A 25,840-nucleotide genomic window follows, 5' to 3' on the forward strand; every position below is an offset into this window, starting at 1 on the left:
GTTGAGCATGCCGATGAGCACCGTGCCCGGCTTCATCAGCGCGCACTCGCGGTCGTCGGGGCTGCGCACCTTGAGCACGATGTCGCAGCCGAAGGCCCCCGCGGCATCGGCGATCTCGGCACCGGCGGCCTGGTAGGCCGCATCGGTGACGCTGGCGGCCACGCCGGCGCCCGATTGCACCCGCACTACATGGCCTTGCGCCACCAGCTTCTTCGCGGTCTCCGGGGTCACGGCGACCCGGGTCTCGCCGGCTGTCGTCTCGGCAGGAACGCCTATTTGCATGGTTCTTTCTTTCGTGTCGAGGGTCTGCGTGCGCCGAGAATCAGCCGACGCGTTCAGTCGAAGTTCAGGATCACCTTCATCGCCTGCGATCGATCGGCCGCCAGCGCGAAGGCGCGGGCCGAGTCGCGGTACGAGAGCGTGGCCGAGATCAGCGGCTTGACGTCGACCAGCCCCTTGTTGAGCAGTTCCACCGCCACCGCGAATTCCTCGTGGAAGCGGAAGGCGCCGCGCAGGTCGAACTCCTTGGCGACGATGGTGTTGATCGGCAGCTGGATCTCGCCGCCCGCCAGCCCCAGCTGCACGATGATGCCGCGCGGCCGCAGCGCATCGAAGGCGCCGACCAGTGCGCGCGGGTTGCCGCTGGCCTCCAGCAGCACGTCGAAGCTGCCCTTGTCCTTGGCGAAGCGAGCCAGGCCGGCCGGCTCCTCGGCGACGTTGATCGCCTCGTCGGCGCCGACCTTCAGCGCCTTCTCGAGCGTCAGCGCGCCGACGTCGGTCGCCACGATGTGCGCCGCGCCGGCGCGCCGCGCCGCGATGATCGCCAGCGCGCCGATCGGCCCGCAGCCGGTCACCAGCACGCGCTTGCCGAGCAGCGGCCCCGCGCGCCGCACCGCGTGCAGCGCCACCGACAGCGGCTCGGCCATCGAGCCTTCGCCGTCGCTGACCGAATCCGCCAGCTTGTAGGCCTGGTGCGTCTCGACCACGATCTGCTGGCGGAAGGCGCCCTGCACATGCGGGTTGCGCATCGCGCTGCCGTAGTAGCGCATGTCCAGGCAATGGTTCTGCAGCCCCTGCTGGCAGAAGCGGCACAGGCCGCAGGGCCGGCTCGGGCTGATCGCGATGCGCTCGCCGGGCTGGAAGCCGGTGACGGCGGCGCCCACCGCCTCGATCATCCCGGCCACCTCGTGGCCCAGCACCATCGGCTGCTGGATGCGCACGGTGCCGAAGCCGCCGTGCTGGTAGTAATGCAGGTCCGAGCCGCAGATGCCGCCGCAGCGCACGCGCACCTGCAGCTGGTCGGCGCCGAGTTCGGCGGTTTCGATCTCCTCGACGCGCAGGTCGCCGGGGGCGTGGATGACAAGTGCTTCCATGGTCTTCCTCAGAGGGTTGCCGTCACGCCGCCATCCACGTAGAGGATGTGGCCGTTGACGAAGTTGGAGGCGTCGCTCGACAGGAACACGGCGGCGCCGACGAGATCCTCGACATCGCCCCAGCGGCGCGAGGGCGTGCGCCCGACGAGCCATTTCGTGAACTCCTCGTTCTGGACCAGCGCCTCGGTCAGCTCGGTCTTGAAGTAGCCGGGCCCGAGGCCATTGACCTGGATGCCGTGCTGGCCCCAGTCGATGGCCATGCCCTTGGTCAGCATCTTCACTGCGCCCTTGCTGGCGGTGTAGGGCGCGATACCCGGACGCCCGAGCTCGCTTTGCACCGAGCAGATGTTGACGATCTTGCCGCGCTGGCGTCCGATCATGTGGCGCGCCACGGCCTGGCCCACCAGGAACACGCTGTCGACGTTGGTTTTCATGAGCTCGTGCCAATCGGCCTCGGCAAACTGGTCGAGCGGTGCGCGGCGCTGCATGCCGGCGTTGTTGACCAGGATGTCGATGGCGCCGACCTCGGCTTCGATGCGTGCGATGGCGGCCGTCACCGCCTCGCCCGAGGTCACGTCGAACGCGGCGGTCAGCACCTGCAAACCCTCGCCGCGCAGCACGTCGGCCGCGGCTTCGAGCTTCGCGGCATTGCGCGCGTTCAGGATCACGCGTGCACCGGCGCCCGCGAGGCCGCGCGCCAGCGCGAAGCCGATGCCGGAACTGGAGCCGGTGATGAGTGCGGTGCGGCCGGTGAGGTCAAAGTTCTTCAGTACGGATTGCAAGGGGATCTCCAGCAGTGAATGGGGTTTCGCCGAGCCAGCGCAGGACGGCCGCGCACTGTGCCTGCACCGGCTGCGTGGCGTCCGTCCGGAACACGTCGGGCTCTCCGACAGGTGGCTCGAGCATCTGGAACTGATTGTCCACGAGGCTGGCCGGGAACAGGTGGGCGGCTCGCGCCGCGACGCGCGCCCTCGATTCGTCGCGGCCGATCTCGAGATAGATGATCTTCACGTGGGGCTCCGCGCCGCGCAGGCAGTCGCGGTAGCTGCGCTTGAGCGCCGAGCAGGTCAGGACCGTGGGGACGGCGGAGGCCGCGAGCAGGGAACCCAGCTTGGCAAGCCATGGCGACCTGTCGCGGTCGTCCAGGGCCATGCCACGCCGCATCTTCTCCTGGCTTTCCGGCAGGTGGTAGTCGTCGCCTTCGATGAGCACGCCGTGAAGTGCGCGCGCCAGGCATGCTGCAACGGTCGACTTGCCGCAACCCGCGACCCCCATGACAAGCAGCTTGTGGGGCATCGCTCAGCTCGCCAGCACCTGGGGATTGACAGGCGTGGGCGGCCGGCCGGCCGACGGACCGAAGCCGAGCGCGGCAATCAGGTTCTCCGCCGTGAGCGCCGCCATGGCGTGGCGGGTTCGTACCGAGGCGCTTCCGATGTGGGGCGTCAGCACCACGTTCGGCACCGCAAGCAGATCGGGATGGATCGCGGGCTCCCCCTCGAACACGTCCAGGCCCGCTGCGGCGATCGTGCCGTTGCGCAAGGCCTGCGCCAGCGCCGCGTCGTCGACGATGCCGCCGCGCGCGATGTTCGTGAGCGTGGCGGTGCGTTTCATCAGCGACAGTTCGGGAGCGCCGATCGCGTGGTGGGAGGACGGGGCGTAGGGCAGCACCAGCACCAGGTGGTCGGCTTCCTTCAGCAGCGTCTGCTTGTCGACGTAGCGGGCCCCGCATTCGGCTTCGACGGCTTCCGGCAGGCGAGAGCGGTTGTGGTAGATCACCTTCATGCCGAAACCCGCCGCGCCACGGCGCGCGATGGCCTGGCCGATGCGGCCCATGCCGAGGATGCCCAGCGTCGCGCCATGCACGTCGCCGCCGACGAACATGTCGTAGATGCCGGTTTTCGTCCATTCGCCGCGCCGCAGGAAGCGTTCGGATTCGGCGATGCGGCGCGCCGTCGCCATCATGAGGGCAAACCCGTAGTCGGCCGTGGTCTCGGTCAGCACATCGGGCGTGTTCGTGACGAGCACGCCGCGTTCCGTGCAAGCCGCGACGTCGACGTTGTTGTAGCCGACGCCCACGTTGCACACCGCCTTGATCGACGGGCAGGCGTCCAGAAGGGCGGCACTGATGCGCTCGCTGCCGGTGCTCATGACGCCTTGCTTGCCCTGGAGCCGGCGGATCAGCTCGTCAGGGCTCCAGACGGTGTCGGCGGGGTTGTCCTCGACGTCGAAATGCGCGCGCAGGCGGTCTGTGATGTCGGCGAAGGTGGCTCGGGTGGCCAGGACGGCGGGGCGCATGAATGTCTCCTGTGGCTCGGTCAGCGGTGGGCCCCAAAGGTATCCGTGCCGCTGGCGGCGACCAAGACGAGATCGTTCTAGTCCCATTCGAAACGCTTATGTACCGGGAACGCGCCGGTCGCCCATAAGGAAATGCGGCACCCCTAGAGCGATGCCGTCTTTGCGTCGAGGGCGACACGGCTCTACCGTTCGAGCATCGACATCGAGAGGAAGAATCCGTGAGCCCGTCCCGCATTTCCAGGCGCATCCGCCGCATCAAGCCGTCCCCCAGCAGCGCAGCCGCAGATCGCTTCGCCGAGCTGCGCAGGGAGGGCAAGGACATCATCAACCTGGCCATCGGCGAGCCCGACTTCGACACGCCGCCGCACATCCGCCAGGCGGGCTGCGAGGCGATCGAGCGCGGGGAAACCCGGTATACCCCGGTGGCGGGCACGCTGGCGCTGCGCGAGGCCATCGCCGCCAAGCTGAAGCGGGAAAACGGCCTGAGCTACAGCCCGCGCGAGATCATCGTCACCTGCGGTGCCAAGCATGCGCTGTTCAACGCGTTGTCGGTGACGGTGGAGGAGGGGCACGAGGTGATCGTGCCCGCGCCGTTCTGGGTATCCTACCCCGACATGGTGCTGGCCTGCGACGGCACCCCGGTGACGGTGGCCTGCCGCGAGGAGGACGATTTCCGCCTGACGCCCGAAGCGCTGGAGGCGGCCATCACGCCCGCAACCCGCTGGCTGGTCTTCAACTCGCCGACCAATCCCACGGGCACGACCTACACGACGGCACAGTTGCGCGCCCTTGCCGACGTGCTGCTGCGCCACCCGCAGGTCATGGTGCTGACGGACGACATCTACGAACACATCCGTTTCGAGGCCGAGGCGCCCAAGCATCTTCTCGCCATCGAACCGGCGCTGCGAGACCGCACGCTGGTGGTCAACGGCGTGTCGAAGACCTACGCGATGACCGGCTGGCGGATCGGCTATGCAGCCGGCCCTTCGGACATCATCGCGGCACTGGACATGCTGCAGTCGCAATCGACCAGCGGCGCCTGCTCGATCAGCCAGGCCGCAGCGGTCGGCGCATTGAACGCCGAAGCCGCATTTCTTCCGGATTGGGTCGCGACCTACAGGCAGCGGCGTGACGCGGCGGTTCGCCTGCTCAACGACATTCCCGGCATCCGCGCGCGGGCCCCGGGCGGTGCCTTCTACCTGTACCCCCACTGCGGCGGCCTCATCGGCAAGCGCACGCGAGAAGGCAAGGTGCTCGAGACGGACAACGACGTGGTGATCCACCTGCTCGAAGCCGGCGGGGTGATGGTGCTGGCCGGTACGGCCTACGGGGTTTCGCCCTACTTCCGGATGTCGACCGCGACCAGCATCGAACAGATCGAAGAGGGATGCCGCCGCATTGCGCATGCCGTGGCGCAACTGCGCTGAGCGCCCGTCGCCCGGCCTGCGTATCAAGAAAGTTTATGGGCGAAGGCGCATTCCCTATTGGCCGCGCCGAAGACCGCTTCCTATCATTCCCTCAACCCTTCAACCTTCGGAGAACAGCGATGACTTGCTACCCCACGACGACGAACAGGCGCGCGGCGGCCTTGATGGCGATCGCAGCACTCGCCGCCCTGTGCACGTACGCGCCGGCACGCGCCCAGACCGCGGAAACCTTCAAGGTCGGCATCATCAGTCCGATGAGCGGGCCCAACGCCCGCTACGGCGCCTTCGCCAACAAGGGCGCAGCGCTCGCCGCCAAGGAGATCAATGCGGCGGGCGGCGTGCTCGGCAAGCAGATCCAGCTCGTCAGCGGCGACAGCCAGTGCGTACCGGCCGAAGGGGTTGCTGCAACGCAGCGCATGATCAGCCTCGAGAAGACGCCGGTCATCATCGGCGACGTGTGCAGCTCCGTGACCCTGGCGATGCAACCTCTGGCCGAGGAATCGAAGGTGCTGCTGGTCAACGCCGCCTCGTCGAACCCGGACATCACCTACAAGTCCGGCGTCGGCGGCTTCAAGTGGACCTTCCGCAACTACCCCACCGACGAAGTGCGGGCGGCCACGGTTCTCGAGTACGCGGCGAAGACCAAGGGCTTCACGAAGTTCGCGGTGCTGTCGGTCGACAGCGACTACGGGCGCGGCGCGATCAAGTTCACCAAGCGCTATCTGCCCAAGTACCCAGGCACGGAGATCCTCAGCGAGGACTACTACAAGGACTCCGAGACCGACTTCCGCTCGGTGCTCAGCAAGATCCGCCGCTCGGGCGCGCAGGCGATCATCCTTTACGGCCAGGCCGACACCACGCCCATCATCGCGCGCCAGATGCTCGAACTGGGCCTGGCCGGCAAGGTGGCCCTGGTGGGCAACGGCGAGTTCAACACCAAGGACACCATCGCCGCCGCGCCGAAGGTCATGAACGGTGCGGTCGAGGCGGCCGCATGGCTGCCCGAAGTGCCGGCGCCGCGCAGCCAGAAGTTCGTCGAGGATTACAAGAAGGCCAACGGCGGCGAGATGCCCAACAACCACGCCTACACGCACTACGACACGCTGCAACTGGTGGCGCAGGCGATCAGGAATGCCAACAGCCTGAAGGGCGAGGACATCCGCAACGCACTGGCCAAGATCAAGTACGACAGCCCGATGGGCGTCGTGACCTTCGACGACCACAACCAGGCCGTGATGCCGATGGTGCTGCTGGAGATCACCGACGGCAAGCCGGCCATCAAGGGAACGATCACCACCAAGATCGACTACGCGGCCCAGTGATCGACCACCCCACGCCTGCGAGCACATCGTGAGTTCATTCATCCTCGAACAGATCGTCAACGGCATCATCACCGGGTCGATGTACGCCCTGGTCGCCGCCGGCATGACGATGATCTTCGGCGTGCTGCGGGCCATCAATTTCGCCCACGGCGAGTACTACATGCTGGGCACCTTCGCGGCATGGTGGGTCATGGCGCAGCTCGCGGCCGACTACAGCATCGCCATCATCGGCGGCGTGGCCATCGTCTCGCTGATCGCGGTGCTGATCGGCCGCGCAGTGATGCAGCGGCTCATCGGCCAACCCTTCCAGGCCGGCGTGCTGGCCACGCTGGGCCTGTCGCTGATCCTGCAGAACATCGTGATCCTGGCGTTCGGCGGCGGCTACAAGGTGTTCTCGGGCGGCTGGATCGAGCCGATCGAGATGGGCGACTTCGGCATGTCCCAGCAGCGCGTCATCCTGGTCGTCGTCACGCTCGCCGTCTTCGCCGGCCTCGAATGGATGGTGCGCGGCACCCGGCTGGGCCGGTCGATCCGCGCCGTGTCGCAGAACATCGAGTGCTGCCAGGTCAACGGCATCGACGTCGAGCAGGTGGTGCGCCGCACCTTCCTGATCGGCGTGGCCATCGCCGCGTTGTCGGGCATCCTGACCGGCCCGATCAACGTGAGCATCTACGGCGGCATGGGCGAGTCGATCACCCTCAAGACCTTCGCCGTGATCGTCATGGGCGGCATGGGCAACGTGCGCGGCACCCTCATCGCCGGCTGCCTGCTCGGCGTCGTCGAAAGCCTGGTCGCCAGCTTCATCGGGTTGCAGTACCGCGACTCCGTCGGCTTCATCGTGCTGCTCCTGATGCTGATGTTCCGGCCGCACGGCCTGTTCAGCAGCAAGGCGCGATTCTGATCACTCATCGTCTGGAGCAAGTCCTCATGTCTTCCACCACGCTGGACGCACCGCTCTTGCCGGCCGCAAGGGTCGCCAAGGTCAACTGGAGCGTCTCCGCCCTGGCACTCGCCGCATTGCTGGCCACGCCGCTCTTCCTGGGCGACTACTACCTGCACGCCATGGTGCTGGCGATGATCTTCCTGCTGCCCGCGCTGGGCCTGAACCTGATCCTCGGCTACACCGGGATGCTCTCGCTCGCACAGGGCGTTTTCTTCGGTCTCGGTGCCTATGCCTCGGCGCTGATGTCCATCCACTTCGGCACGCCCTTCCTCGTGAACTTCGTGGTCGCCGGCTTGTTCGCCGGGCTGGTGGCGCTGCCGCTGGGCATTCCGGCGCTCAGGCTGCGCGACACCTCCTTCGTGATGTGTACGCTGGGCATGGTCGTGATCGCACAGATGGTGTCGAAGAACTGGGTCGACTTCACCCGGGGCGACATGGGCCTGTCGGGCGTCGCGCGACCCCGGCTGGGCTTCGGCGACACGGTGTTCACCGTCATCAAGGCGCCGGAATACTTCTACCTGGTGCTGGCGCTCGCCGCGCTGGCGGTGGCGCTGTTCGTGGCGCTGATCCGCTCCCCGGCCGGCCGCTGCATGGTGGCGATCCGCGACAACGAGACGCTGGCCGAATCGCTGGGCGTTCCGACCTGGACCTACAAGCTCATCGTGTTCATGCTGAGCGCTGTCTTCGCCGGCCTCGGGGGCAGTCTCTACGCCCACTTCTCGACGGTGGTGAGCCCACTGGTGTTCCAGTCCTACTACTCCAACACGATCCTGATCATCGTGCTGGGCGGTGGCGTCGGGAAGATCCCGGGCGCCATCATCGGCAGCTTCATCTTCGTCGCGGTCTCGGAGGCGCTTCGGATCACGCCGGAGCTGCGCATGATCATCTACGGCTTCGTGCTGCTCGGCCTCGTGTTCCTTTTCCCGCAAGGCCTGGCGCCGCTGTTCCAGCGCGCGGCCGAACGCATCGCGCGCCTCGGCGGGGCTGGCAAGGAGAAGCACCATGTCGACTGACGTCATGCTGCGCATCGAAGGCCTGCGCAAGAACTACGGCGCCGTGGCGGCACTGCAAGGCGTGGACATCGATGTTCGCCGCGGGGAGGTGATGGGTCTCATCGGCCCGAACGGTTCGGGCAAATCGACGCTCTTCGATTGCTGCACGGGCTTGCAGAAGAGCGACGCCGGCCGGGTGCTTCTCAAGGGCGTGGACATCACGGCCTGGCCGATGAACAGGATCGCTCGCGAAGGGCGCTTCCTGCGCAGCTTCCAGAAGACGGTCGTGTTCCCGACCCTGGATTCGGAGGAGAACCTGATCCTCGCCGGGCAGATGTCGCGCTTTCCGAGCGTGCTGTCCACCTTCTGGGTCGGGCCGGCCGCCCAGCGGCGCGTGAAGGCGCTGCGCGAGCGGGCACGGGAGCTGATCGAGGTGTCGGGCCTGTCGCGCGTGGCGCACCTGCCGGCCGGAAACATGTCGGGCGGCCAGCAGAAGCTGCTGCAGTTCGCGTCGATGCTGATGCCCGATCCCGAGCTGATCCTGCTCGACGAGCCGCTGGCAGGCATCAACCCGATCCTGATCGAGAAGGTGATCCAGTGCATCGAGCATGCGAACCAGGTGCTGGGTGTGACTTTCGTCGTGATCGAGCACAACACCGACGTGCTCATGAACCTGAGCCATCGCGTCGTGGTGCTGCACCAGGGCACCAAGCTGGCCGACGACACCCCCGAAGCAGTGGTGCGCAACCCGGAGGTCGTCGAGGCCTACCTTGGAGGCTGAAATGAAGTTCACCCCCAGCCTCGCCCACTTCGTGTGGCTCGGACACCCCCTCTCCGGGGGCAACCCCAGCGGCCCGGCAAAGCCGGTTCCGCGGGGTTCCTGGCCTTGGCCGTGCCGTTTCATGCGTCGTTGGTCACGCGATGGCGTGGTGGAGAACTGATATGGCGGATACAGACATGGAACTCGAGATCGACAATCTGCGCGCCGGCTACGGCCACCTGGACATCCTGCACGGCGTGAACCTGAAGATCCGGCACGGCGAGTTCGTCACGCTGCTCGGACCGAACGGCGCGGGCAAGTCGACGCTGCTCAAGTCGCTCTTCGGCATGACCACGCACAAGGGCGGCGCGATCCGCTGGAAGGGCAAGGACATCGCCGGACTGCGTCCGCAGGCCATGCTGGCGCACGGCATCGCCTACGTGCCCCAGGGACGCTGCAACTTCCAGCTCATGACCATCGACGAGAACCTCGAGATGGCGGCCTACACGATCAAGGACGGCGACCTGAAGGGCGAGCGCGAATACGTCTACGACCTCTTTCCGATCCTGCGCAAGCGCCGCAACGAGCTGGCCGGGAACATGTCCGGCGGCGAACAGCAATTGCTGGAGATGGCGATGGCGGTGCTGCGTCGGCCCGAGATCCTGCTGGTGGACGAGCCTTCGGTCGGCTTGTCGCCGCAGGCGATCACGCTGGTCTTCAACGAACTCAAGCGCCTGCACCAGGGCGGCCGGACCGTTCTGCTGGTCGAGCAGAACACCCGCAAGGCCATGGAGGCCGCGGAACGCGCGGTCGTGCTGCGCCTCGGCAAGGTGATCTGGGATAGCCCGGTCGGCGAGCTGAGCAGCGCGGACCTGGGCGAACTCTTCATGACGGGCCGCCGCGCATCCGACGCACAACCGGCCTGATCGCTGCATCCAATCGAACACTGAAGGAGCTGAAAAGCATGAAACTGGCATTTGACACCGGCGGCACGTTCACCGACTTCGCCATGACCGAAGACGACGGAGCCATCCTGCTGCACAAGGTACTCAGCACACCCGACGCACCGGCTCGGGCCGTGCTGCAGGGCGTGGACGAACTGCTGGCCAAGGTTCGCGAGAAGAACGGCGGCCAGGCCGCGGGCGCCGGCACCCTGCAGATCCTCGGCGCCACCACGGTGGTGACCAATGCGGTGCTGGAGCGGCGCGGCGTGCACACCGCCTTCATCACCACCGATGGTTTCCAGGACATGCTGCGCATCCGCACGGAAGGACGCTACGACCTGTACGACCTGCGCATCAAGTACCCCGACCCGCTGGTCACGCGCGATCTCTGCTTCGGCGTCGAGGAGCGGATCGCGGCGGACGGCACCGTCATCAAGGCGTTGGACGAGGAGGGCGTTCGCACGATTGCGAAGACGCTGCTGCAGCGCAAGGTCGAATCGGTCGCAGTGTGCCTGCTGCATGCCTACAAGTACGCGCAGCACGAGCGGCGCGTGGCGGAGATCCTCGCCGAGGAGGCGCCGGGCATCTCGGTGTCCCTGTCGTCGACCGTCTGCCCCGAGGTGCGCGAGTACGACCGCGCATCGACCACCGTGGTCAACGCCTACACCCGGCCGATGATGGTCGGGCATGTGAACCATCTGGAACGCGAGCTTTCGCAGCGAGGCGTCGAGGGGCAGCTGCTCTGGATGACGTCGAGCGGCGGCGTGGTGCCGAGTTCGTCGGCTTCCCGCACACCGGTGCGCCTGATCGAATCGGGCCCGGCCGCGGGCGCGGTGGCGGCCGCCGACTACGCCCGCCAGGCGGGAGAGGCGAGCGTGCTCTCGTTCGACATGGGCGGCACCACGGCCAAGCTGTGCCTGATCCCGAACGGCGAGCCGATGGTCGCCAACGACCTGGAGGTCGCGCGCCACGAGCGCTTCCGCAAGGGCAGCGGCTTTCCGCTCAAGATCCAGTCGATCCACATGATCGAGATCGGCGCCGGCGGCGGCAGCATCGCGGCGCGCAGCAAGCTGGGCCTGCTCGGCGTCGGCCCGCGCAGCGCGGCGGCGGCCCCGGGCCCGGCCTGCTATGGCCGAGGCGGTACCGAGCCGACCGTGACCGATGCCGACCTGCTGCTGGGCTACCTGGACGCGAAATCCTTCCTCGGCGGCGACTTCGCGCTCGACAAGCCCGCGGCCGAGGCCGCGATGGCGCGGCTCGCCGAGGAACTGGGCATCACGCCCGAGCGTTGCGCCTGGGGCGTTCACGACATGGTCAACGAGAGCATGGCCGAGGCCGCGTCGATGCAGGCCACCGACAGCGGGGTCGACCCGCGCGCGTTGCCGCTCATCGCATTCGGCGGCGCGGGCCCGGTGCATGCCTACGGCGTGGCGCGCAAGCTCGGCATCCGCAAGGTGATCTGCCCGACCGGCGCCGGCGTGACCTCGGCCATCGGCCTGCTCGGAGCGCCGGTCGCGGCCGACCTGTCCACCAGCCTCCCGATGCGGATCTCGGCGTGGAATCCGAGCGCGGTCAACGTGGTCAAGGCCACGCTGGCCGAGCAGGGGCGCGAGGTCGTGCTGGCGAGCAAGGTGCCCGCCGACCTCATCCGCTTCTCGTACACCGTCGACATGCGGCACGTGGGCCAAGGCTATGAGATTTCCGTCCCGCTGCCGGATCTCGATCCGGCCGATCCGGCCTTCGTCGCGGAACTGATGGCTCGCTTCCATGCCAACTACGTCGCGCTCTACGGCCGCGCGGTGACGGGCACGGATGCCGAGATCATCACCTGGCGCATTCGTGCCAGCGGGCCCAAGAGTGCGGTGTCGCTGGCCGGACTGCGCGGAGCAGCCGGCGCGGCGCGCGATGCGCGCAAGGGAACGCGGCCGGTCTTCTTCTCGGAACTCGGCAAGTACGTCGAGACGCCGGTCTACGACCACTATGCCCTGCTGCCCGGCGTGCCGATCGAAGGCCCAGCGATCATCGAGCAGCGCGAGTCGACCGTGGTGATGGGGCCGAACGCCACCGCCTCGCTCGACGCCCAGCACAACCTCATCATGCTTCTGTCCTGAAGGTCACGTCATGCCCATCCTCCAACCCGATTTCAACGACCCGATCACGCTGCAGGTGATGTGGGACCGCCTGGTCTTCATCGCCGACCAGGCCGACACCGCCCTCGGGCGCACCGCCTTCTCGCCGATCGTGCGCGAGAACCACGACTACGTGAACGTGCTGCTCGACGCCCAGGGCCGCGCGCTGGCGCAGTGCACCTGGTCGATCCCGGTGTTCATCACCACGCTGCCGATGGCCGCGCAGAACTACTTCCTCAAGGCCTTTCCGCCGGAATCGCTGGAGCCGGGCGACGTGCTCGCCACCAACGATCCGGTGATCGGCACCGGGCACCTGCCGGACATGGTCATGCTGACGCCGATCTTTCGCAACGGGAAGATCGTCGCCTACGCCGGCAGCATCGCGCACCTGCCCGACATCGGCGGGCGGCCGCAGTCGCCGGATTCGACCGACATGTTCGAGGAGGGCATCCGGATCCCGATGCTCAAGCTCTTCAAGGCCGGCAAGCCGAACACCGACGTGTTCTCCGTGATCGAGGCCAGCGTGCGTCTTCCGCACGAGGTCCGCGGCGACATCCAGAGCATGGTGGCGGCCAACGAAGTGATGAGCCGCGAGTTCAGCCGCTTCATGGACGAATACGGGCTCGACGACTGCGAGGCGCTCGGCCAGGCCATCTTCAGCCGCTCCGAGCGGCACATGCGCAAGGCCATCGCCGCCTGGCCCAACGGCAGCTACAAGGCCGACATGACCATTGACGGCTTCGAGACCGAAGTGAAGCTGTGCGTCAGCGTCGAGGTGGGTGACGAATCGATCCACGTCGACTACACCGGCACCTCGCCGGAGGTGGCCAGAGGCATCAACGTGGTGCCGCACTATCGCGTCGCCCACAGCGTGTACGCGCTCAAGTGCCTGCTCGATCCCGATACCCCGAACAACGAAGGCTGCATGATTCCCCTGACCGACTCCGCGCCGGCGGGCTCGATCCTCAACCCGCGGCCGCATGCGGCGGGGGCAGCGCGGAACCTGGTCGGGCACTGCATTCCGAGCCTGATCTTCAAGGCGCTGCAGAACGTCGTGCCCGAAGGCGCGATGGGCGACAGCGGCGGCGCGCCGATCTGGGGCATCAACTGCCAGGGCCAGCGCTCCGACGGTACCGCCTATGGCAGCGCGCAGAATTTCCACGGCGGGCAGGGCGGCCGTTCGTCGATGGACGGGCTCGACACCCTGAGCTTTCCGTCGAACTGCCGCGTGACGCCGATCGAGATGTACGAACTGGCGGTACCGGTGTTGACCGAATGCAAGGAACTCATTCCCGATTCCGGCGGCCCGGGCAAGTACCGGGGCGGCCTGGGCCAGCGCGGGATCATCCGCAACCTGTCCGACCGGGAGATGAACATCTACCTCAGCACCGAGCACGTGAAGCATCCGTGCCTGGGCGTGCTGGGAGGCCAGGCCGGACGCAACGGTGCGGTGCTGCACGACGACCAACCCGTGTTCGCCAAGGGCCGGCTGGTCCTCGCCCCGGGCGAGCGCCTGACGATCGAATTGCCCGGCGGCGGTGGCTGGGGTCACGCCGAAGAGCGACCGCGCGAGCTGATCGAGGATGACCTGAAGCAAGGCCTCATCAGCGTGAAAGGTGCCCGCGCCGACTATGGCTATGAAGCGCCCGCCGCCGCGAAGCCGGTGAAGGTGGCTGCGTGATGGCCGCCAAGGCACTGGCAGGCCAGGTGGCCCTGGTCACGGGCGGTGGGTCCGGCATCGGCCGCTCGACCGCCCTGATGCTCGCGGCCGAGGGCGCGCGGGTGGTCGTCATGGGGCGCCGCATCGACCCACTGGAGACCGTGGTCGCACAGATTCGCGCGGCCGGCGGCGAAGCGTGGGCCCGGCAGGCCGATCTGCAGAGCCGCGAACAGTTGCAGGAGCTGGTGCGCTGGACCGAGGCGGAAGTCGGCGCCATCGGCATCCTGGTCAACAACGCCGGCCTGACCAGCCGCGTGCGCAACATCCGCTGGATCGAGCCGGACGACTGGGAATCCGCGATCTCCGTCAATCTCACGGCGGTCTATGTGCTGATCCAGGCGGTGCTGCCCGGCATGCTCGCGGCAGGGAAGGGGACCATCGTCACGGTGTCGTCGCTGGCGGCGGTTCGTCCCAACCTGCTGGGCGGAGCGCCCTACGGTGCGGCGAAGGCGGCGGTGACGAACCTCATGGGCTTCATGCACGCCACCTTCCGCAACAACAACATCCGCTCGACGACGATCCTGCCCGGCGAGGTCAACACGCCGATCATGGACACCCGCGTGCGCCCGCCGAGCGAGGCCGAGCGTGCGGCGATGGTCGCGCCCGAGGACGTGGCGCGCGCCATCCTGCTGGCCTGCACCTTGCCGCAGGGCACCACCATCGAGCAGCTGGTCATCAGTCCGACCCTGGCGCGCGACCAGGGGCCCGATGTCGAGATCAGCCGCTGGCTCGGCGCGCCCGACGGCACGCCCGGCAAACCCTGAACCGGAGCAAAACGATGAGCACGACTCTTCATGAACGACTGGCGCACGGCGATGCCGTGCTGATGGTCAACCCCAATCACGTGTCGCCCACGCTGTGCGAGAAGCTGGTGCGCTCGGGCGCCGACTCGGTCTTCATCGACTGCGAGCATGGCCTCGCCAGCTTCGAGGACATCCACCACATGGCCAAGGCGGCGCGCTACGCCGGCGGCTGGGGCATCGTCCGCCCGCAGAACCAGGAACGCTCGACCATCACGCGCTGCCTCAACGCCGGCGCGGACGGCGTGATGGTGCCGCTGATCCACACGGCCGAGATCGCCAGGCAGGTGGTTCACACCTTCCGCTACGCCTGTCCGGACGACCATGCGAGCAAGCTGCTGATCGGCATGGTGGAGTCGGTCGAGGCGGTGCGCAATCTCGACGAGATCCTCGCGGTCGAGGGCATCGACGTGTTCTTCGTCGGCCCGGGCGACCTGTCGCAATCGATGGGCTATTCGCCCGCCGTCGGCGCGGGCAAGCGTCGTCCGCAGGCGGTGCTCGACCTCGTGGACCAGACGCTGCAACGCATTCGTGCGGCCGGCAAGATCGCCGGCACGCTGGTCGTGCGGCACGATGTGCAGCATCTCGTGTCGGTCGGTGCGCAACTGCTGTACTACCACGCCGATCCGTTCGTGAGCGAAGGGGTCGCAGCCATGCGGCAGCTCACTTCGGTTCCTGCCGACGAGGCCGTAGCCTGATGTTCAGGGCGACGGAACTTCCTTGGTCGGCGCACTGATTCCAGGGAGCCGGCCGGCAGCGAAGAGGTTGTCGATCTGCGCTCGCAGAATATCGAGCACGGCCTTCGCCTGGTCGGACATCGGCAGATGATTCGGTATGCACAGCGACACGGTCGCCTGCAGGCCCGGCTCGACGATGCGGCGGATGTCGGACGCTGAAGAGAAATCCGCGAGTGCCGCGGGAAGGATCGCGGCACCCATGCCGGCTTCGATGGCCTGACGCAGCGTTTCCGACGATTCGATCTCGGCCCGGATCTTCGGGACGACGCCGACGCGGGCGAAGGCCTCGTCAACCGTCCTTCGCAAGAAGTGCATTCGGCTGGGGAGGAGCAGATCGATGCCGGCCAGCGAGCGAAGGGTGATCGTCTGGTCGTTCGTCGGCGGCAGGCGGATGCTGGCGGGCGCGATGAGAAACAACGCCTCGGTGAGGAGGGGATGCAGCGTCACGCCTTTCATCGGACTGCTGGCGTAGATGATGGCCATGTCCATGCGTCCCGTCATGACCATCTCGCTGAGCACCAGCCCGAAGTTGTCGTTGATGAAGAGGTTGACTTCGGGGTATTGGCTCCGCACCGCCTTGAGCAGCGGCATCGAAAGGATGGACGCCGTGCTGTAGGTTGCGAGCCCGACCGACACCGGGCCCGAGATGGCGCTCGCGTCGACGCGATGGGCAAGCTCGCGTTCGAGCTGATCCAGGTGACCCAGCATGATCTGCGCATGCCGATACAACTCGGCGCCAGCGCTTGTCGGCGTGACGCCGGCATTGGATCGGACAAGCAGCTTTTGTTTGAAATGCTCTTCGAGGGAGGCGATGTGCTGGCTCAGCGCAGGCTGCGCAAGGCTCAGCTGATGGGCCGCCGCCGACAGGCTCTTGGCCTCGACCGCCGTCACGAAGCTCTTGAGGGTCTTGAAATTGACTGTCATGGAAGCGGATCCGTTTTCCGGTCGTGGCGGGCGTCTTTCCGGCGCCGGCTTGGTTCACTGATCGTAACCCCGGTTGACGACGCCAGAGGGTGGCTTGATGCTTGCTTGATTCCATTTTGCAAGCAAATTCGGGGCCCTCGTGAATCTCAGGCGTTTGAAGTATTTCGTGAAGATCGTGGACGTTGGCAGCCTGACTTTGGCGTCCGAGATCCTGCATGTCGCGCAGCCGGCGCTGAGCCAGCAATTGGCGACTCTCGAAGGCGAGTTCAATCAAAAATTGCTTCTGCGAACTCAACAAGGCGTGGTGGCCACGGAGGCGGGAAAGGTGCTGTACCGGCACGCACAAACGATCTTGCGACAGTTCGACCAGGCGCGTGCGGATGTGCTCAACGCCGGGCGCAGTCTGGCGGGACAGGTGTCGGTGGGACTGGCGCCCGGGACCGCCGCGTCGACGCTGGCGCTCAAGCTGCTGCAGACGGTACAAGGGCGGCATCCCCAGATCGTGCTCCATATCAACGAGAACTTCGGCACCACGCTATGCGATGTGGTGCGAAGCGGCCGCATGGACATGGCCGTGCTGTATGGCGGCGAGAGCCCGGCGCAGGGGCTTTCGTTCGATCCGTTGCTGACGGAGGACCTTTGCGTCGTCGCGCCCGCAGAACTTGTCAGCCGGGATGGCGACTTGGCGCTGTCCGACCTCCGAAACATCGATCTGCTCCTGCCTTGCACGAGCAACCAGCTTCGCCGTTACCTCGACCAGGCGTTCGCGTCGGTGCAGGTGGTGCCCCGCGTGGTGGCCGAAATGGAGTCGTCGAGCACGTTGGCCGCCGCGATCGCTTCGGGCGTCGGTGCGACGATCCTGCCGGTTTCGATTGCGAGGTCGGTCGCTGCCACGGCGTCGGCGAGCGTGTGCCGACTCGTTTCGCCCACCATCGAAGTGCCGCTCTCGCTTTGCGCGTCGGATCATCTGCCATTGTCCGAGCCTGCGCAGGTTGTCAAAGGCATCCTGCTCGAGCTTGTTGGCGGGCTGGATCTGGCGGGCGGGCTGCACATGGCTCACTGATTCGGGTGCGGACCGACGCCGCTCTTCTTCTTGTCGTTGCAATGACAACGTGCGCTTGCGAAGTTCCATAGCATTCGGCCCATGAAGCGCACCCTGGCGGCGCAAGGTGTGCCGACTTCCGGCACGGCTGACAAGCGAGAAGGAGACTGTATGGCATGGGACATCGAAGTGATCGAAGGATGCGCCGTCGTGCGCATGAACACCAACAAGGTCAATGTGCAGAACGACCCGTTCTTCGGCGACCTGCACGACGCTTTCGACCGCCTGGAGCGCGAGTTCGGCGCTTTGCCGGTCGTGCTCACCGGCCAAGGCGATGTGTTCTCGGCCGGCATCGATTTTCAGTACAGCTTCGAGATCTTCGGCAGCGGCAGCCAGGACAAGATCAGCGATTGGTATCGGGCCTACCGCGAGACCAACCTTCGCATCTTCAAGTACCCGAGGCCCACGGTGGCTGCGATCAACGGGCATGCCATCGCCGGCGGGCTGATCACGGCGCTCGACTGCGATTTTCGCGTGGCGGCCCGCAAGCCGGCGAAGTTCGGGCTCAACGAAGTGCCCATCGGCATCCCGATGCCGGCGGCCTACGTCGAAATCATCAAGTACGCCTTGGGAACCCAGGTGGGCGCGCTCGCCACGCTGCGAGGGCAGCTCTATGGACTCGAAGAAGCGCAGCGGCTTGGCTTCTTCCATGCCGTGGTGGAACCCGACCGTCTGCTGTCCACGGCGATCGCGCATGCGAAGTGCATCACGCCCGACTGCAACACGGCCTACGCGATGTCGAAGAAGGCGCTGCAGGACGCCGTGCTGCGTCAGATCGAGGAACGGACGGTTGCCCTGGACCACCTGCTCCCGAACGGCATGAGCGATCCGGGCAATCGGCGCGCGCAGGATCTCCGGCGGCAGGAGATCATGCACCGGCGCTGAGGACGTGGTCTCTCAATCTCGGCACATGGACTTCCAGGAAGCCCTTGCGAGGCTCGCTGCGCACGAGTCCACGATGGCTGAAGACGCTGATCGCCATGTTGACACGCTGGCGCGAGAGTCCGGAGATCAGTGCCAGCTCGTGCTGCGAAATGGCGAGTTGATGCAACTCCTCGTCCCGGGTGCCTGCCAGCATCAGGAGCGCCCTCGCGACCTGCATCTCGGGTCCGCCCAGACGGGATGCCGCGAGCATTCCGACGAATTCGCCCATGCGCGCATTCATGATGTCGCAAAGGAAGTGGTTGAACTCGATGGAGGATCGGCGCAGCGTCTCGAATGTCGCTGCCGGGATCAGGCAGATGTGCGTGGGAATGCGGCTCAGTTCGGGCAGCGTGCTTCGAGGGCGTCGACGAAGCTGCGGTCCCAGCGGCCTTCCTTCATGGCACGCATCGTCTCGGCTTCGGTCGCCAGGTGCGCCCGGGCCTTCTCGATCAGCCATTCGGCATCGTTCGGCGAGAACGCCATCAGCCCGTCCTGGTCGCCGACCACGACATCGCCGGGATTCACCAGCATGCCGCCCACCGACACCGGAACGTTGATCTCGCCGGGACCGTCCTTGTACGGGCCGCGATGGTTCACGCCGCGCGCGTAGACCGGAAAGTCGCGCGCGCGGATCTCGGCCACGTCGCGGATGGCGCCATCGAGCACGACCCCCACGGTGCCGATGGTGGCGGCATAGAAAGACAGGATGCCGCCGATGACCGCGTTGGCCAGGTCGCCGTCGGCGTCGATCACGATCACGTCGCCGGGCCGGCAGAACTCGAAGGCGCGCAGCAGCGTCAGGTTGTCGCCGCCGCGCGACTTGATCGTGACGGCCGTGCCGGCCATCGTCCCGGGCCCCGGTCGGTGATAGGGGTTCAGCCCGACGCTGCCGATGTTGCGGTGCATGTTGTCGCTCAGCGCCGCGACCGGAATGTCGCGCAGCGCGGCGATGTGGGCCGGGTTCACTTGCGGCGCGGACGGGTTCTTGCGGATGCCCTTGAATTGCATGGATGTCTCCTGTTCGGTGGGGGGGCGAGGCGGCCGGTCCCTGCTCAACGCAGTTCGGCGACCGCGCGGGCGATGCGCGCGCAGCCTTCCTCGAGGATGTCGATCGAGGTCGCGATCGACAGCCGGAAGTAGGGCGAGAGGCCGTAGGCGGTGCCCGCGACCATCGCGACGCCTTCGCTTTCCAGCAGGTACATCACGACGTCGCCGTCCTCGGCCAGGACCTTGCCGGAGGGCGTGGTCTTGCCGATCAGGCCGCTGCAGTTGACGTAGAGATAGAAGGCGCCGGGCGGCGTGGCGCAGCTCAGGCCGGGAATGGCGTTGATCAGGGCCAGGGTGCGGTCGCGGCGCTGCTTGTAGACGGCGACGCTCTCGGCGACGAAGGACTGGTCGCCGTTCATCGCGGCCGCGGCGGCGGCCTGGCTGATCGAGCAGCAGTTGCCGGCCGACTGCGACAGCAGCGTGTCCATCGCGCGGACCATGTCGACCGGCCCGGCCACGTAGCCGATACGCCAGCCGGTCATCGCATAGGTCTTCGAGACGCCGTTGACGACCAGCGTGCGATCGCGCAGCTCGGGTGCCACGGCGAGAATGTGCGGCGTCTTCTCGCCGTCGAAGCGGATGTGCTCGTAGATGTCGTCGGTCATCACCATCACTTGGGGGTGGCGCACCAGCACGTCCGCCAGCGCCCGGTATTCGTCGGCGGTGTAGGCGGCGCCGGTCGGGTTGCTCGGCGAATTGATCAGCAGCCAGCGCGTGCGCGGCGTGATGGCGGCCTCGAGCTGCGCGGGCGTCAGCTTGAAGCCGTTGGCCTCGGGGCAGGCGACGATCACCGGCCTGCCGTCGCAGGCCAGCACCATGTCGGGGTAGGACACCCAGTAGGGCGCGGGCACGATGACTTCGTCGCCCGGCTCCAGCGTGATCGCGAAGGCGTTGTAGATCGCGCTCTTGGCGCCGTTGGTGGCGATGATCTCGTTCATCGCGTAGCTCAGGCCGTTTTCCCGTTTCAGCTTGGCGACGATGGCTTCGCGCAGCTCGACGGTTCCGGCCATCAGGGTGTAGCGGGTGGCGCCCTTGTCCATCGCCGCGGCGGCGGCCTGGCGGATGTGCAGGGGGGTGTCGAAGTCGGGCTCGCCGACGACGAGGTTCACGATGGACTTGCCCTGGCGGCGCAGCTCGTTGGCGCGGTCGGCGGCCGAGGTGCTGGGCGAAGGCTTGATGCGGCGGACGCGCTCTGCGATGCGGGAGGTGGTCATGGCTTCCTGGAGTGGGATGGCAGGACCGTACGGTACGCAGATCGCCTTCCCGAAGCCAAGACGAGATCGCTCTGGTCGTATAGGTAGAGCTTATGGAAGGCCCCGATGGCCCGCCCCAGGGGCCGGTGCTAGGCTCGGGATTTGCTTTGGAGGCAGGGTGAACCTGCGGCGACTCAAATACTTCGTGAAGATCGTGGACATCGGCAGCCTGACGCAGGCGGCCGAGGTTCTTTACATCGCCCAGCCGGCGCTGAGCCAGCAACTGGCCACGCTCGAAGGCGAGGTGCGGCAGCAACTCCTGGTGCGCACGAAGCGCGGCGTGACGCCGACCGAGGCCGGCAAGGTGCTGTACCGCCATGCGCAGATCATCCTGCGCCAGTGCGAGCAGGCGCAGGTCGACATGGCGGCGGCCGGGCAGGGCGTCTCCGGCCAGGTGTCGGTGGGTCTCGCGCCCGGCACCGCGGCGGCGGCGCTCTCGCTGCCCTTGCTGCGCACGGTGCGGGCGCGCCATCCGGGCATCCTGCTGTACCTGAACGAGAACTACGGCACCACGCTGAGCGAACTGATCATGAACGGCCGAATGGATCTGGCCGTGCTCTACGGCGACAAGGCGATCCATGGCCTGAGCTTTCTGCCGCTGCTGAGGGAGCCTTTGTTCCTGGTCGGGCCGGCGTCGATCCCGGCACCGGCCCAACCGGTGCGGCTGGCCGACCTGCGCGACATGGAACTCTTCCTGCCGCGTCCGTACAACGTGGTGCGCAAACTGGTCGATGCGGCCTTCAGCCGGCTTGGCGCGGCGCCGCGCGTCGTGGCCGAGATCGAATCCGCCTTCACGCTGACCGCGGCCGTGGCCGACGGACTGGGTGCCACGATCCTGCCGGCGTCGATGGCGCGCGAGGTGGTGGCGTCCTGCGGGGCCTGGCAGTTCCAGATCGTCGACCCGGTGATCGAGGCGCCGCTGGCCCTGTGCCAGTCGGACCACCTGCCGCTCTCCGAACCGGCGCAGGCGGTGAAGGACATCCTCCTCGAACTGGTCACCGAGCTGTCGAACAACGCCGCCGCGACCGGGGAGCCGGTGCTGGCCAAGGCGTCATAAGCCGACCTTATCCCGGCACAGCCAATCCGTCTTTGGCTTTGCAGCCTTCGCGGGCTACCGTTCATGCCTGCCGTCACGCGTTCGCGGAATGCGTCGGCCACCAAGGAGATCCCGCCCTTTTGCGGCGGGTCCGGCATGAAACAGGAACAGATCAGGATCCTCATCGACGCACTGGCGGCCTCGGCGCTGTCGGAGCTGGAGTACAGCGAAGACGGTTGCACGCTGCGGCTGGTGAAGCAGGGGGCGTCGACGCCGCTGGCCCGCGCCGGGCGCGGCGCCGCGGATGCCTGCGCCGCCCCGCAGGCCACCGCGCACGGGAGGGACGATGCACGCGCCGACCTGGCTGGCGCCATCCGGGCGCCCTCCGTCGGTCTGGCTGCGAGCCCGATCGAATGCCTGGCGCCGCTCTATGGCGTGATCCACCTGCAGCCGTCGCCCGGCGAGCCGCTGTTCGTGCAGCCGGGCCAGCCGGTCGCGGCCGGCCAGACCCTGTGCGTGATCGAGGCGATGAAGGTCTTCAACGAAGTGCGCGCCGAGGCCGACGCGACCATCGCCGAGGTGCTGGTGCGCACCGGCGACGAGGTCGAGGCCGGCCAGCCATTGTTCCGTCTTGCCTGAGAAGGACATCATGTTCGACACCGTCCTCATTGCGAACCGCGGCGAGATCGCCTTGCGAATCCTGCGCGCCTGCCGCGGCCTGGGCCTGAAGACGGTGGTCGCGCACTCCGACGCCGACCGCGATGCGGTCTATGTGCAGCAGGCCGACCAGGCGCTGTGCATCGGTCCGGCCAGCCCCGGCCAGAGCTATCTCAACCAGTCGGCGCTGCTCTATGCGGCCGAGGTGAGTGGCGCGCAGGCGATCCATCCCGGCTACGGGTTCCTGTCGGAGAACGCGGGCTTCGTCGAGAAGGTGGAGCAGGCCGGATTGCGCTTCGTCGGACCGAGCGCCGCCTGCATCCGCGTGATGGGCGACAAGGTCGCGGCCAAGCGTGCGATGCGTCGGGCCGGCGTGCCTTGCGTGCCGGGTCCGGACGACGGCTTGCCCGACGATCCGCAGGCCGTGCGCGCGCTGGCGCGCGAGGTCGGATACCCGGTGATCGTGAAGGCGGCCGGCGGCGGTGGCGGTCGCGGCATGCGCGTGGTCCGGGAGGAGGGCGAGCTGCTGGAGGCGCTGGCGCTCACGCGCGAGGAGGCGCGCCGCGCCTTCGGCAATCCCGAGGTCTACATCGAGAAGTTCCTGCTGCATCCGCGGCATGTGGAGATCCAGGTGCTGGCCGACAGCCACGGCCACGCCATCTGGCTCGGCAGCCGGGACTGCTCGCTGCAGCGGCGGCACCAGAAGGTGATCGAGGAAGCACCCGCGCCCGGCATCGACGAGGCGCTGATCGCCGCGGTCGGGGAGAGTTGCGCGGCGGCCTGCCGGCAGATCGGCTATTGCGGCGTCGGCACCTTCGAGTTTCTCTACGAGAAGGGCGCTTTCTACTTCATCGAGATGAATACGCGGCTGCAGGTGGAGCATCCGGTGACCGAGATGACCACTGGCATCGACATCGTGCAGCAGCAGCTGCGCATGGCGCGCGGCGAGCGGCTGGCGATCACGCAGGCCGATGTCCCCTGCAGGGGACATGCGATCGAATGCCGTATCAATGCGGAAGATCCCGACAGCTTCGCGCCGTCGCCGGGTCGCATCACGGGCTGGCGCGTGCCCGGCGGCTTCGGCGTGCGCTTCGATTCGCACGCGGGCCCGGGCTACCGCGTGCCGCCGTACTACGACTCGATGATCGGCAAGCTGATCGTGCATGGTGCCAGCCGCGAGGACGCACTGGATCGCATGCGGCTCGCACTGGGCGAGCTGCAGGTCGACGGCATCGCAACCAACGTGCCGCTGCACCGCGCGCTGCTTCAGGACGACGGCTTTGCCACCGGCGGGGTCGACATCCACCACCTCGAACGCTGGTTGCAGCGCAGGAACGCACCGTGAACGCCCCGACGACTGGATCGATCCCGACGCTGAGCCTGCTGGGCACCACGGCGCTGCTGTTCGAAGCCCCGGGCGCGATGGAGCTTCATTCGCAGCAGCGCATCTGGGCGCTCGCGCAGGAGGCCGCCGAATGGCCCGAGGTGCGCGAGGCCGTGCCCGGAATGAACAACCTGATGCTGAGCTTCGTTCGCCCGCCGCGTGCGCTCGATGAACTGAAGGCCCGGCTGGTGGCCGCCTGGGAGGCCGTCACGCCGCTCACCCGCGAAGGCCGCGTGGTCGAGCTGCCGGTGCGCTATGGCGGTGCGGGCGGCCCGCACATGGCGGACGTGGTGGCGCACACCGGCCTGTCGGTCGAGGAGATCGTCGAGCTGCACAGCGCACCGCTGTACCCGGTGTATGCGCTGGGCAGCCATCCCGGCTATTGCTACCTGGGTGGCATGGACCCGCGCATCGCGACGCCGCGGCGCAAGGTGCCGGTGCTCAGCATTCCGGGTGGCGCCGTGTCGATCGGCGGGGCGCAGACCGGTGTCTCGGCCTCCGCCGGGCCGAGCGGCTGGAACACCATCGGCAGCACCACCATGGTCTTCTTCGACCCGGGGCGCAATCCGCCGGCCACGCTGCAGCCGGGCGACCGCATTCGCTTCCTGGTGGAAGGGATAGAAAAATGATCGAGATACTTTCCAACGCGGCCCTGGCGACCGTGCAGGACCTCGGGCGCCTGGGCAGCCTGCGCTTCGGCGTGGGTACCGCCGGTGCCATGGACGACCTCGCGCTGGCGGCGGGCAACCTCCTGCTGGGCAACGAGGTGGGTGCTGCGGGCATCGAGATCCCGGTCTTTCCGTTCAAGGTCCGCTTCACCGGGGATTGCGCCTTCGCGCTGACCGGCGCGGACTGCGGCGCGACGCTGGACGCACAGCCGCTGCTGCCGTGGTGGTCGCACCAGGCGCGGGCCGGCCAGGTGCTGACGCTGGGCCTGCCGCAGGGCGCGCAGCGCGCCAGCCGTGCGCTGCTGTGCCTGCCGGGCGGCATCGATGTGCCGGAGGTGCTGGGTTCGCGCAGCACCCAGATGCGCGGCGCCTTCGGTGGCCATGAGGGCCGGGCATTGCGCAAGGGCGACGTGCTGGGCGCCGCCGACCCGAAGCGCGCCTGCCGGACCGGCTTCGGCCTGGTGCCGCCGGCCATCGCCCTGCCGCTGGAGCTCGACGGGCGGGTCGCGCTGCGGGTGTTGCCGGCGGCCGAATACCTGGGCTTCGAGGCCGCGTCACGCGAGGCCTTCTGGGCCGGCGAATGGCGCATCACGGCGCAGAGCGACCGCTACGGCTATCGGCTCGCTGGAGAGGCCTTGCAGCCGGTCGCTCCGATGGAACTGCGCTCACATGGCATCGTGCCCGGCGTGATCCAGGTGCCCCATAGCGGGCAGCCGATCATCCAGATGCGCGACGCGCAGCCTTCGGGCGGCTATCCCAAGTTCGGCACCGTGATCGAGGCCGATCTGTGGCGGCTGGGCCAGGCGCCGATCGGCAGCCGGATCCGCTTCATCGAGACGAGCTGGGACGAGGCCGTGGCCGCGCTCGAACAGAAGGAAGCCTGGCTGGCGAGGGTGGCACGCATGGTGGCGCTGCACCGCAGCGGGCCGATGGGGAGCGCTGCATGAAAAAGGCGCCTCACGAGCTCCTGGAGATCGCCGGCTGGATGGCGGCGACGGACATCGGCTTTCTCGAACTGCGGATGCCCGGCGCGACCGTGCGGCTGGGGCGGCAGGGCGAGGCGGTCGTGGCGCTGGACCCCATCCAGCCCGGCGAGGCCGCCGGGCCGGTCGCCCGCGGGCCCGTGGTTCCAACCCAGGCAGGGCCCGCTCCCGACACCGTGAGCGCCGCTTCCGTCGGCGTGTTCCTGCACGCCCACCCCGGCGCGACGGCGCCGTTCGTGCGCGTCGGCCATGGCGTCCAGGCCGGCCAGACGCTCGGACTGCTGCGCATCGGCGTCCTGCTGCTGCCGGTGAGCGCCCCGCGAGCCGGCACCGTCGCCGCGCTGCGGGCCGACGACGGCGCGACTGTCGGCTACGGCACGGTCCTGGTCGAGCTGCATCCCCTCTGACGACAAGGAAAGC

Annotated in this window: 26 protein-coding genes and 1 pseudogene; 18 read left to right on the top strand and 9 right to left on the bottom strand. The window is 67.6% G+C overall.

Translation table 11 applies throughout. From position 1 onward, the window contains the following. The 5 genes and pseudogenes from AC1DYD_RS33630 to AC1DYD_RS33650 form a co-directional block, all read right to left on the bottom strand. Window positions 1-282: pseudogene (locus tag AC1DYD_RS33630) on the bottom strand (NAD(P)(+) transhydrogenase (Re/Si-specific) subunit alpha); the annotation flags it as partial. Between the two features lie 53 nt (window positions 283-335). Further along, complete coding sequence (locus tag AC1DYD_RS33635; RefSeq protein ID WP_478177072.1) at window positions 336-1,373, bottom strand: L-idonate 5-dehydrogenase; 1,038 nt, start codon at window positions 1,371-1,373, stop codon at window positions 336-338. 8 nt (window positions 1,374-1,381) lie between these two features. After that, window positions 1,382-2,161: a glucose 1-dehydrogenase gene (locus AC1DYD_RS33640; protein ID WP_478177113.1), complete on the bottom strand. Its 780-nt coding sequence runs from the start codon at window positions 2,159-2,161 to the stop codon at window positions 1,382-1,384. Further along, window positions 2,130-2,669: a gluconokinase gene (locus AC1DYD_RS33645; protein ID WP_478177073.1), complete on the bottom strand. Its 540-nt coding sequence runs from the start codon at window positions 2,667-2,669 to the stop codon at window positions 2,130-2,132. The genes AC1DYD_RS33640 and AC1DYD_RS33645 overlap by 32 nt, the downstream gene beginning before the upstream one ends. A 3-nt stretch (window positions 2,670-2,672) precedes the next feature. Beyond that, window positions 2,673-3,668, bottom strand: a complete 996-nt coding sequence (locus AC1DYD_RS33650) for a 2-hydroxyacid dehydrogenase (protein ID WP_478177074.1) — start codon at window positions 3,666-3,668, stop codon at window positions 2,673-2,675. A gap of 218 nt (window positions 3,669-3,886) precedes the next feature. Here AC1DYD_RS33650 and AC1DYD_RS33655 point away from each other — a divergent pair, with 218 nt between their 5' ends. The 10 genes from AC1DYD_RS33655 to AC1DYD_RS33700 all read left to right on the top strand — a co-directional run bounded on the left by AC1DYD_RS33655 (window position 3,887) and on the right by AC1DYD_RS33700 (window position 15,403). Next, complete coding sequence (locus AC1DYD_RS33655; RefSeq protein ID WP_478177075.1) at window positions 3,887-5,095, top strand: aspartate transaminase; 1,209 nt, start codon at window positions 3,887-3,889, stop codon at window positions 5,093-5,095. A gap of 119 nt (window positions 5,096-5,214) precedes the next feature. Beyond that, entirely contained in the window at window positions 5,215-6,417 is a 1,203-nt protein-coding gene (locus tag AC1DYD_RS33660) for an ABC transporter substrate-binding protein (protein WP_478177076.1), read from the top strand. Window positions 6,418-6,445: 28 nt separating this feature from the next. After that, on the top strand, window positions 6,446-7,318 hold the full coding sequence (locus AC1DYD_RS33665) for a branched-chain amino acid ABC transporter permease (RefSeq protein ID WP_478177077.1): 873 nt from the start codon (window positions 6,446-6,448) through the stop codon (window positions 7,316-7,318). A 26-nt stretch (window positions 7,319-7,344) separates the two neighbouring features. Continuing rightward, window positions 7,345-8,373 (top strand): branched-chain amino acid ABC transporter permease, encoded by a 1,029-nt coding sequence (locus AC1DYD_RS33670; protein ID WP_478177078.1) that lies wholly within the window; start codon window positions 7,345-7,347, stop codon window positions 8,371-8,373. Further along, window positions 8,363-9,133 (top strand): ABC transporter ATP-binding protein, encoded by a 771-nt coding sequence (locus AC1DYD_RS33675; protein WP_478177079.1) that lies wholly within the window; start codon window positions 8,363-8,365, stop codon window positions 9,131-9,133. The genes AC1DYD_RS33670 and AC1DYD_RS33675 overlap by 11 nt, the downstream gene beginning before the upstream one ends. A 161-nt stretch (window positions 9,134-9,294) precedes the next feature. Further along, window positions 9,295-10,038: a branched-chain amino acid ABC transporter ATP-binding protein gene (locus AC1DYD_RS33680; RefSeq protein ID WP_478177080.1), complete on the top strand. Its 744-nt coding sequence runs from the start codon at window positions 9,295-9,297 to the stop codon at window positions 10,036-10,038. A gap of 38 nt (window positions 10,039-10,076) precedes the next feature. After that, entirely contained in the window at window positions 10,077-12,167 is a 2,091-nt protein-coding gene (locus AC1DYD_RS33685; protein ID WP_478177081.1) for a hydantoinase/oxoprolinase family protein, read from the top strand. Window positions 12,168-12,177: 10 nt separating this feature from the next. Then, window positions 12,178-13,866 (top strand): hydantoinase B/oxoprolinase family protein, encoded by a 1,689-nt coding sequence (locus tag AC1DYD_RS33690; RefSeq protein WP_478177082.1) that lies wholly within the window; start codon window positions 12,178-12,180, stop codon window positions 13,864-13,866. Beyond that, on the top strand, window positions 13,866-14,669 hold the full coding sequence (locus tag AC1DYD_RS33695; protein WP_478177083.1) for an SDR family oxidoreductase: 804 nt from the start codon (window positions 13,866-13,868) through the stop codon (window positions 14,667-14,669). Before AC1DYD_RS33690 ends, AC1DYD_RS33695 begins: the two co-directional genes overlap by 1 nt. Window positions 14,670-14,683: 14 nt before the next feature. Then, window positions 14,684-15,403 carry an HpcH/HpaI aldolase family protein gene (locus tag AC1DYD_RS33700; RefSeq protein WP_478177084.1) on the top strand — a complete coding sequence of 240 codons (720 nt, stop codon included), beginning with the start codon at window positions 14,684-14,686 and terminating at the stop codon, window positions 15,401-15,403. 3 nt (window positions 15,404-15,406) lie between these two features. Here the strand turns inward: AC1DYD_RS33700 and AC1DYD_RS33705 are convergent, their stop codons facing one another. Next, complete coding sequence (locus tag AC1DYD_RS33705; protein WP_478177085.1) at window positions 15,407-16,366, bottom strand: LysR substrate-binding domain-containing protein; 960 nt, start codon at window positions 16,364-16,366, stop codon at window positions 15,407-15,409. Window positions 16,367-16,505: 139 nt separating this feature from the next. Between AC1DYD_RS33705 and nac (AC1DYD_RS33710) the strand changes: the two genes are divergently transcribed. Both nac (AC1DYD_RS33710) and AC1DYD_RS33715 read left to right on the top strand, forming a co-directional pair. Further along, window positions 16,506-17,429: a nitrogen assimilation transcriptional regulator NAC gene (gene nac, locus AC1DYD_RS33710; protein WP_478177086.1), complete on the top strand. Its 924-nt coding sequence runs from the start codon at window positions 16,506-16,508 to the stop codon at window positions 17,427-17,429. Window positions 17,430-17,579: 150 nt separating this feature from the next. Beyond that, window positions 17,580-18,353 carry an enoyl-CoA hydratase/isomerase family protein gene (locus AC1DYD_RS33715; protein WP_478177087.1) on the top strand — a complete coding sequence of 258 codons (774 nt, stop codon included), beginning with the start codon at window positions 17,580-17,582 and terminating at the stop codon, window positions 18,351-18,353. On the opposite strand, the gene AC1DYD_RS33720 is transcribed toward AC1DYD_RS33715, so the two are convergent. From AC1DYD_RS33720 to AC1DYD_RS33730, 3 genes are all read right to left on the bottom strand, one after another. Further along, window positions 18,337-18,621, bottom strand: a complete 285-nt coding sequence (locus AC1DYD_RS33720; protein WP_478177088.1) for a helix-turn-helix domain-containing protein — start codon at window positions 18,619-18,621, stop codon at window positions 18,337-18,339. The genes AC1DYD_RS33715 and AC1DYD_RS33720 overlap by 17 nt on opposite strands. 107 nt (window positions 18,622-18,728) lie before the next feature. Further along, window positions 18,729-19,400 carry an RraA family protein gene (locus AC1DYD_RS33725; protein ID WP_478177089.1) on the bottom strand — a complete coding sequence of 224 codons (672 nt, stop codon included), beginning with the start codon at window positions 19,398-19,400 and terminating at the stop codon, window positions 18,729-18,731. A gap of 44 nt (window positions 19,401-19,444) precedes the next feature. Continuing rightward, window positions 19,445-20,653, bottom strand: coding sequence for an aspartate transaminase (locus AC1DYD_RS33730; RefSeq protein ID WP_478177090.1), 1,209 nt, complete (start codon window positions 20,651-20,653; stop codon window positions 19,445-19,447). 157 nt (window positions 20,654-20,810) lie between these two features. Between AC1DYD_RS33730 and nac (AC1DYD_RS33735) the strand changes: the two genes are divergently transcribed. The 6 genes from nac (AC1DYD_RS33735) (at window position 20,811) to AC1DYD_RS33760 (ending at window position 25,827) form a co-directional block, all read left to right on the top strand. After that, the gene (gene nac, locus AC1DYD_RS33735; protein WP_478177091.1) at window positions 20,811-21,749 is read left to right on the top strand and encodes a nitrogen assimilation transcriptional regulator NAC; all 939 of its coding nucleotides are present in this window, start codon (window positions 20,811-20,813) and stop codon (window positions 21,747-21,749) included. Between the two features lie 135 nt (window positions 21,750-21,884). After that, window positions 21,885-22,367 (top strand): acetyl-CoA carboxylase biotin carboxyl carrier protein, encoded by a 483-nt coding sequence (locus AC1DYD_RS33740; RefSeq protein ID WP_478177092.1) that lies wholly within the window; start codon window positions 21,885-21,887, stop codon window positions 22,365-22,367. Between the two features lie 10 nt (window positions 22,368-22,377). Then, a complete protein-coding gene (gene accC / locus AC1DYD_RS33745; protein WP_478177093.1) occupies window positions 22,378-23,730 on the top strand; it encodes an acetyl-CoA carboxylase biotin carboxylase subunit in 1,353 nt (450 codons plus the stop codon). Continuing rightward, a complete protein-coding gene (gene pxpB, locus AC1DYD_RS33750; protein ID WP_478177094.1) occupies window positions 23,727-24,398 on the top strand; it encodes a 5-oxoprolinase subunit PxpB in 672 nt (223 codons plus the stop codon). The genes accC and pxpB overlap by 4 nt, the downstream gene beginning before the upstream one ends. Beyond that, complete coding sequence (locus AC1DYD_RS33755; RefSeq protein ID WP_478177095.1) at window positions 24,395-25,384, top strand: 5-oxoprolinase subunit C family protein; 990 nt, start codon at window positions 24,395-24,397, stop codon at window positions 25,382-25,384. Before pxpB ends, AC1DYD_RS33755 begins: the two co-directional genes overlap by 4 nt. Beyond that, window positions 25,381-25,827 (top strand): acetyl-CoA carboxylase biotin carboxyl carrier protein, encoded by a 447-nt coding sequence (locus tag AC1DYD_RS33760; protein ID WP_478177096.1) that lies wholly within the window; start codon window positions 25,381-25,383, stop codon window positions 25,825-25,827. The genes AC1DYD_RS33755 and AC1DYD_RS33760 overlap by 4 nt, the downstream gene beginning before the upstream one ends. The last annotated feature ends 13 nt before the right edge of the window (window positions 25,828-25,840 follow it).

The sequence above is a fragment of the Variovorax sp. P4_B11 genome (genome assembly GCF_056402355.1).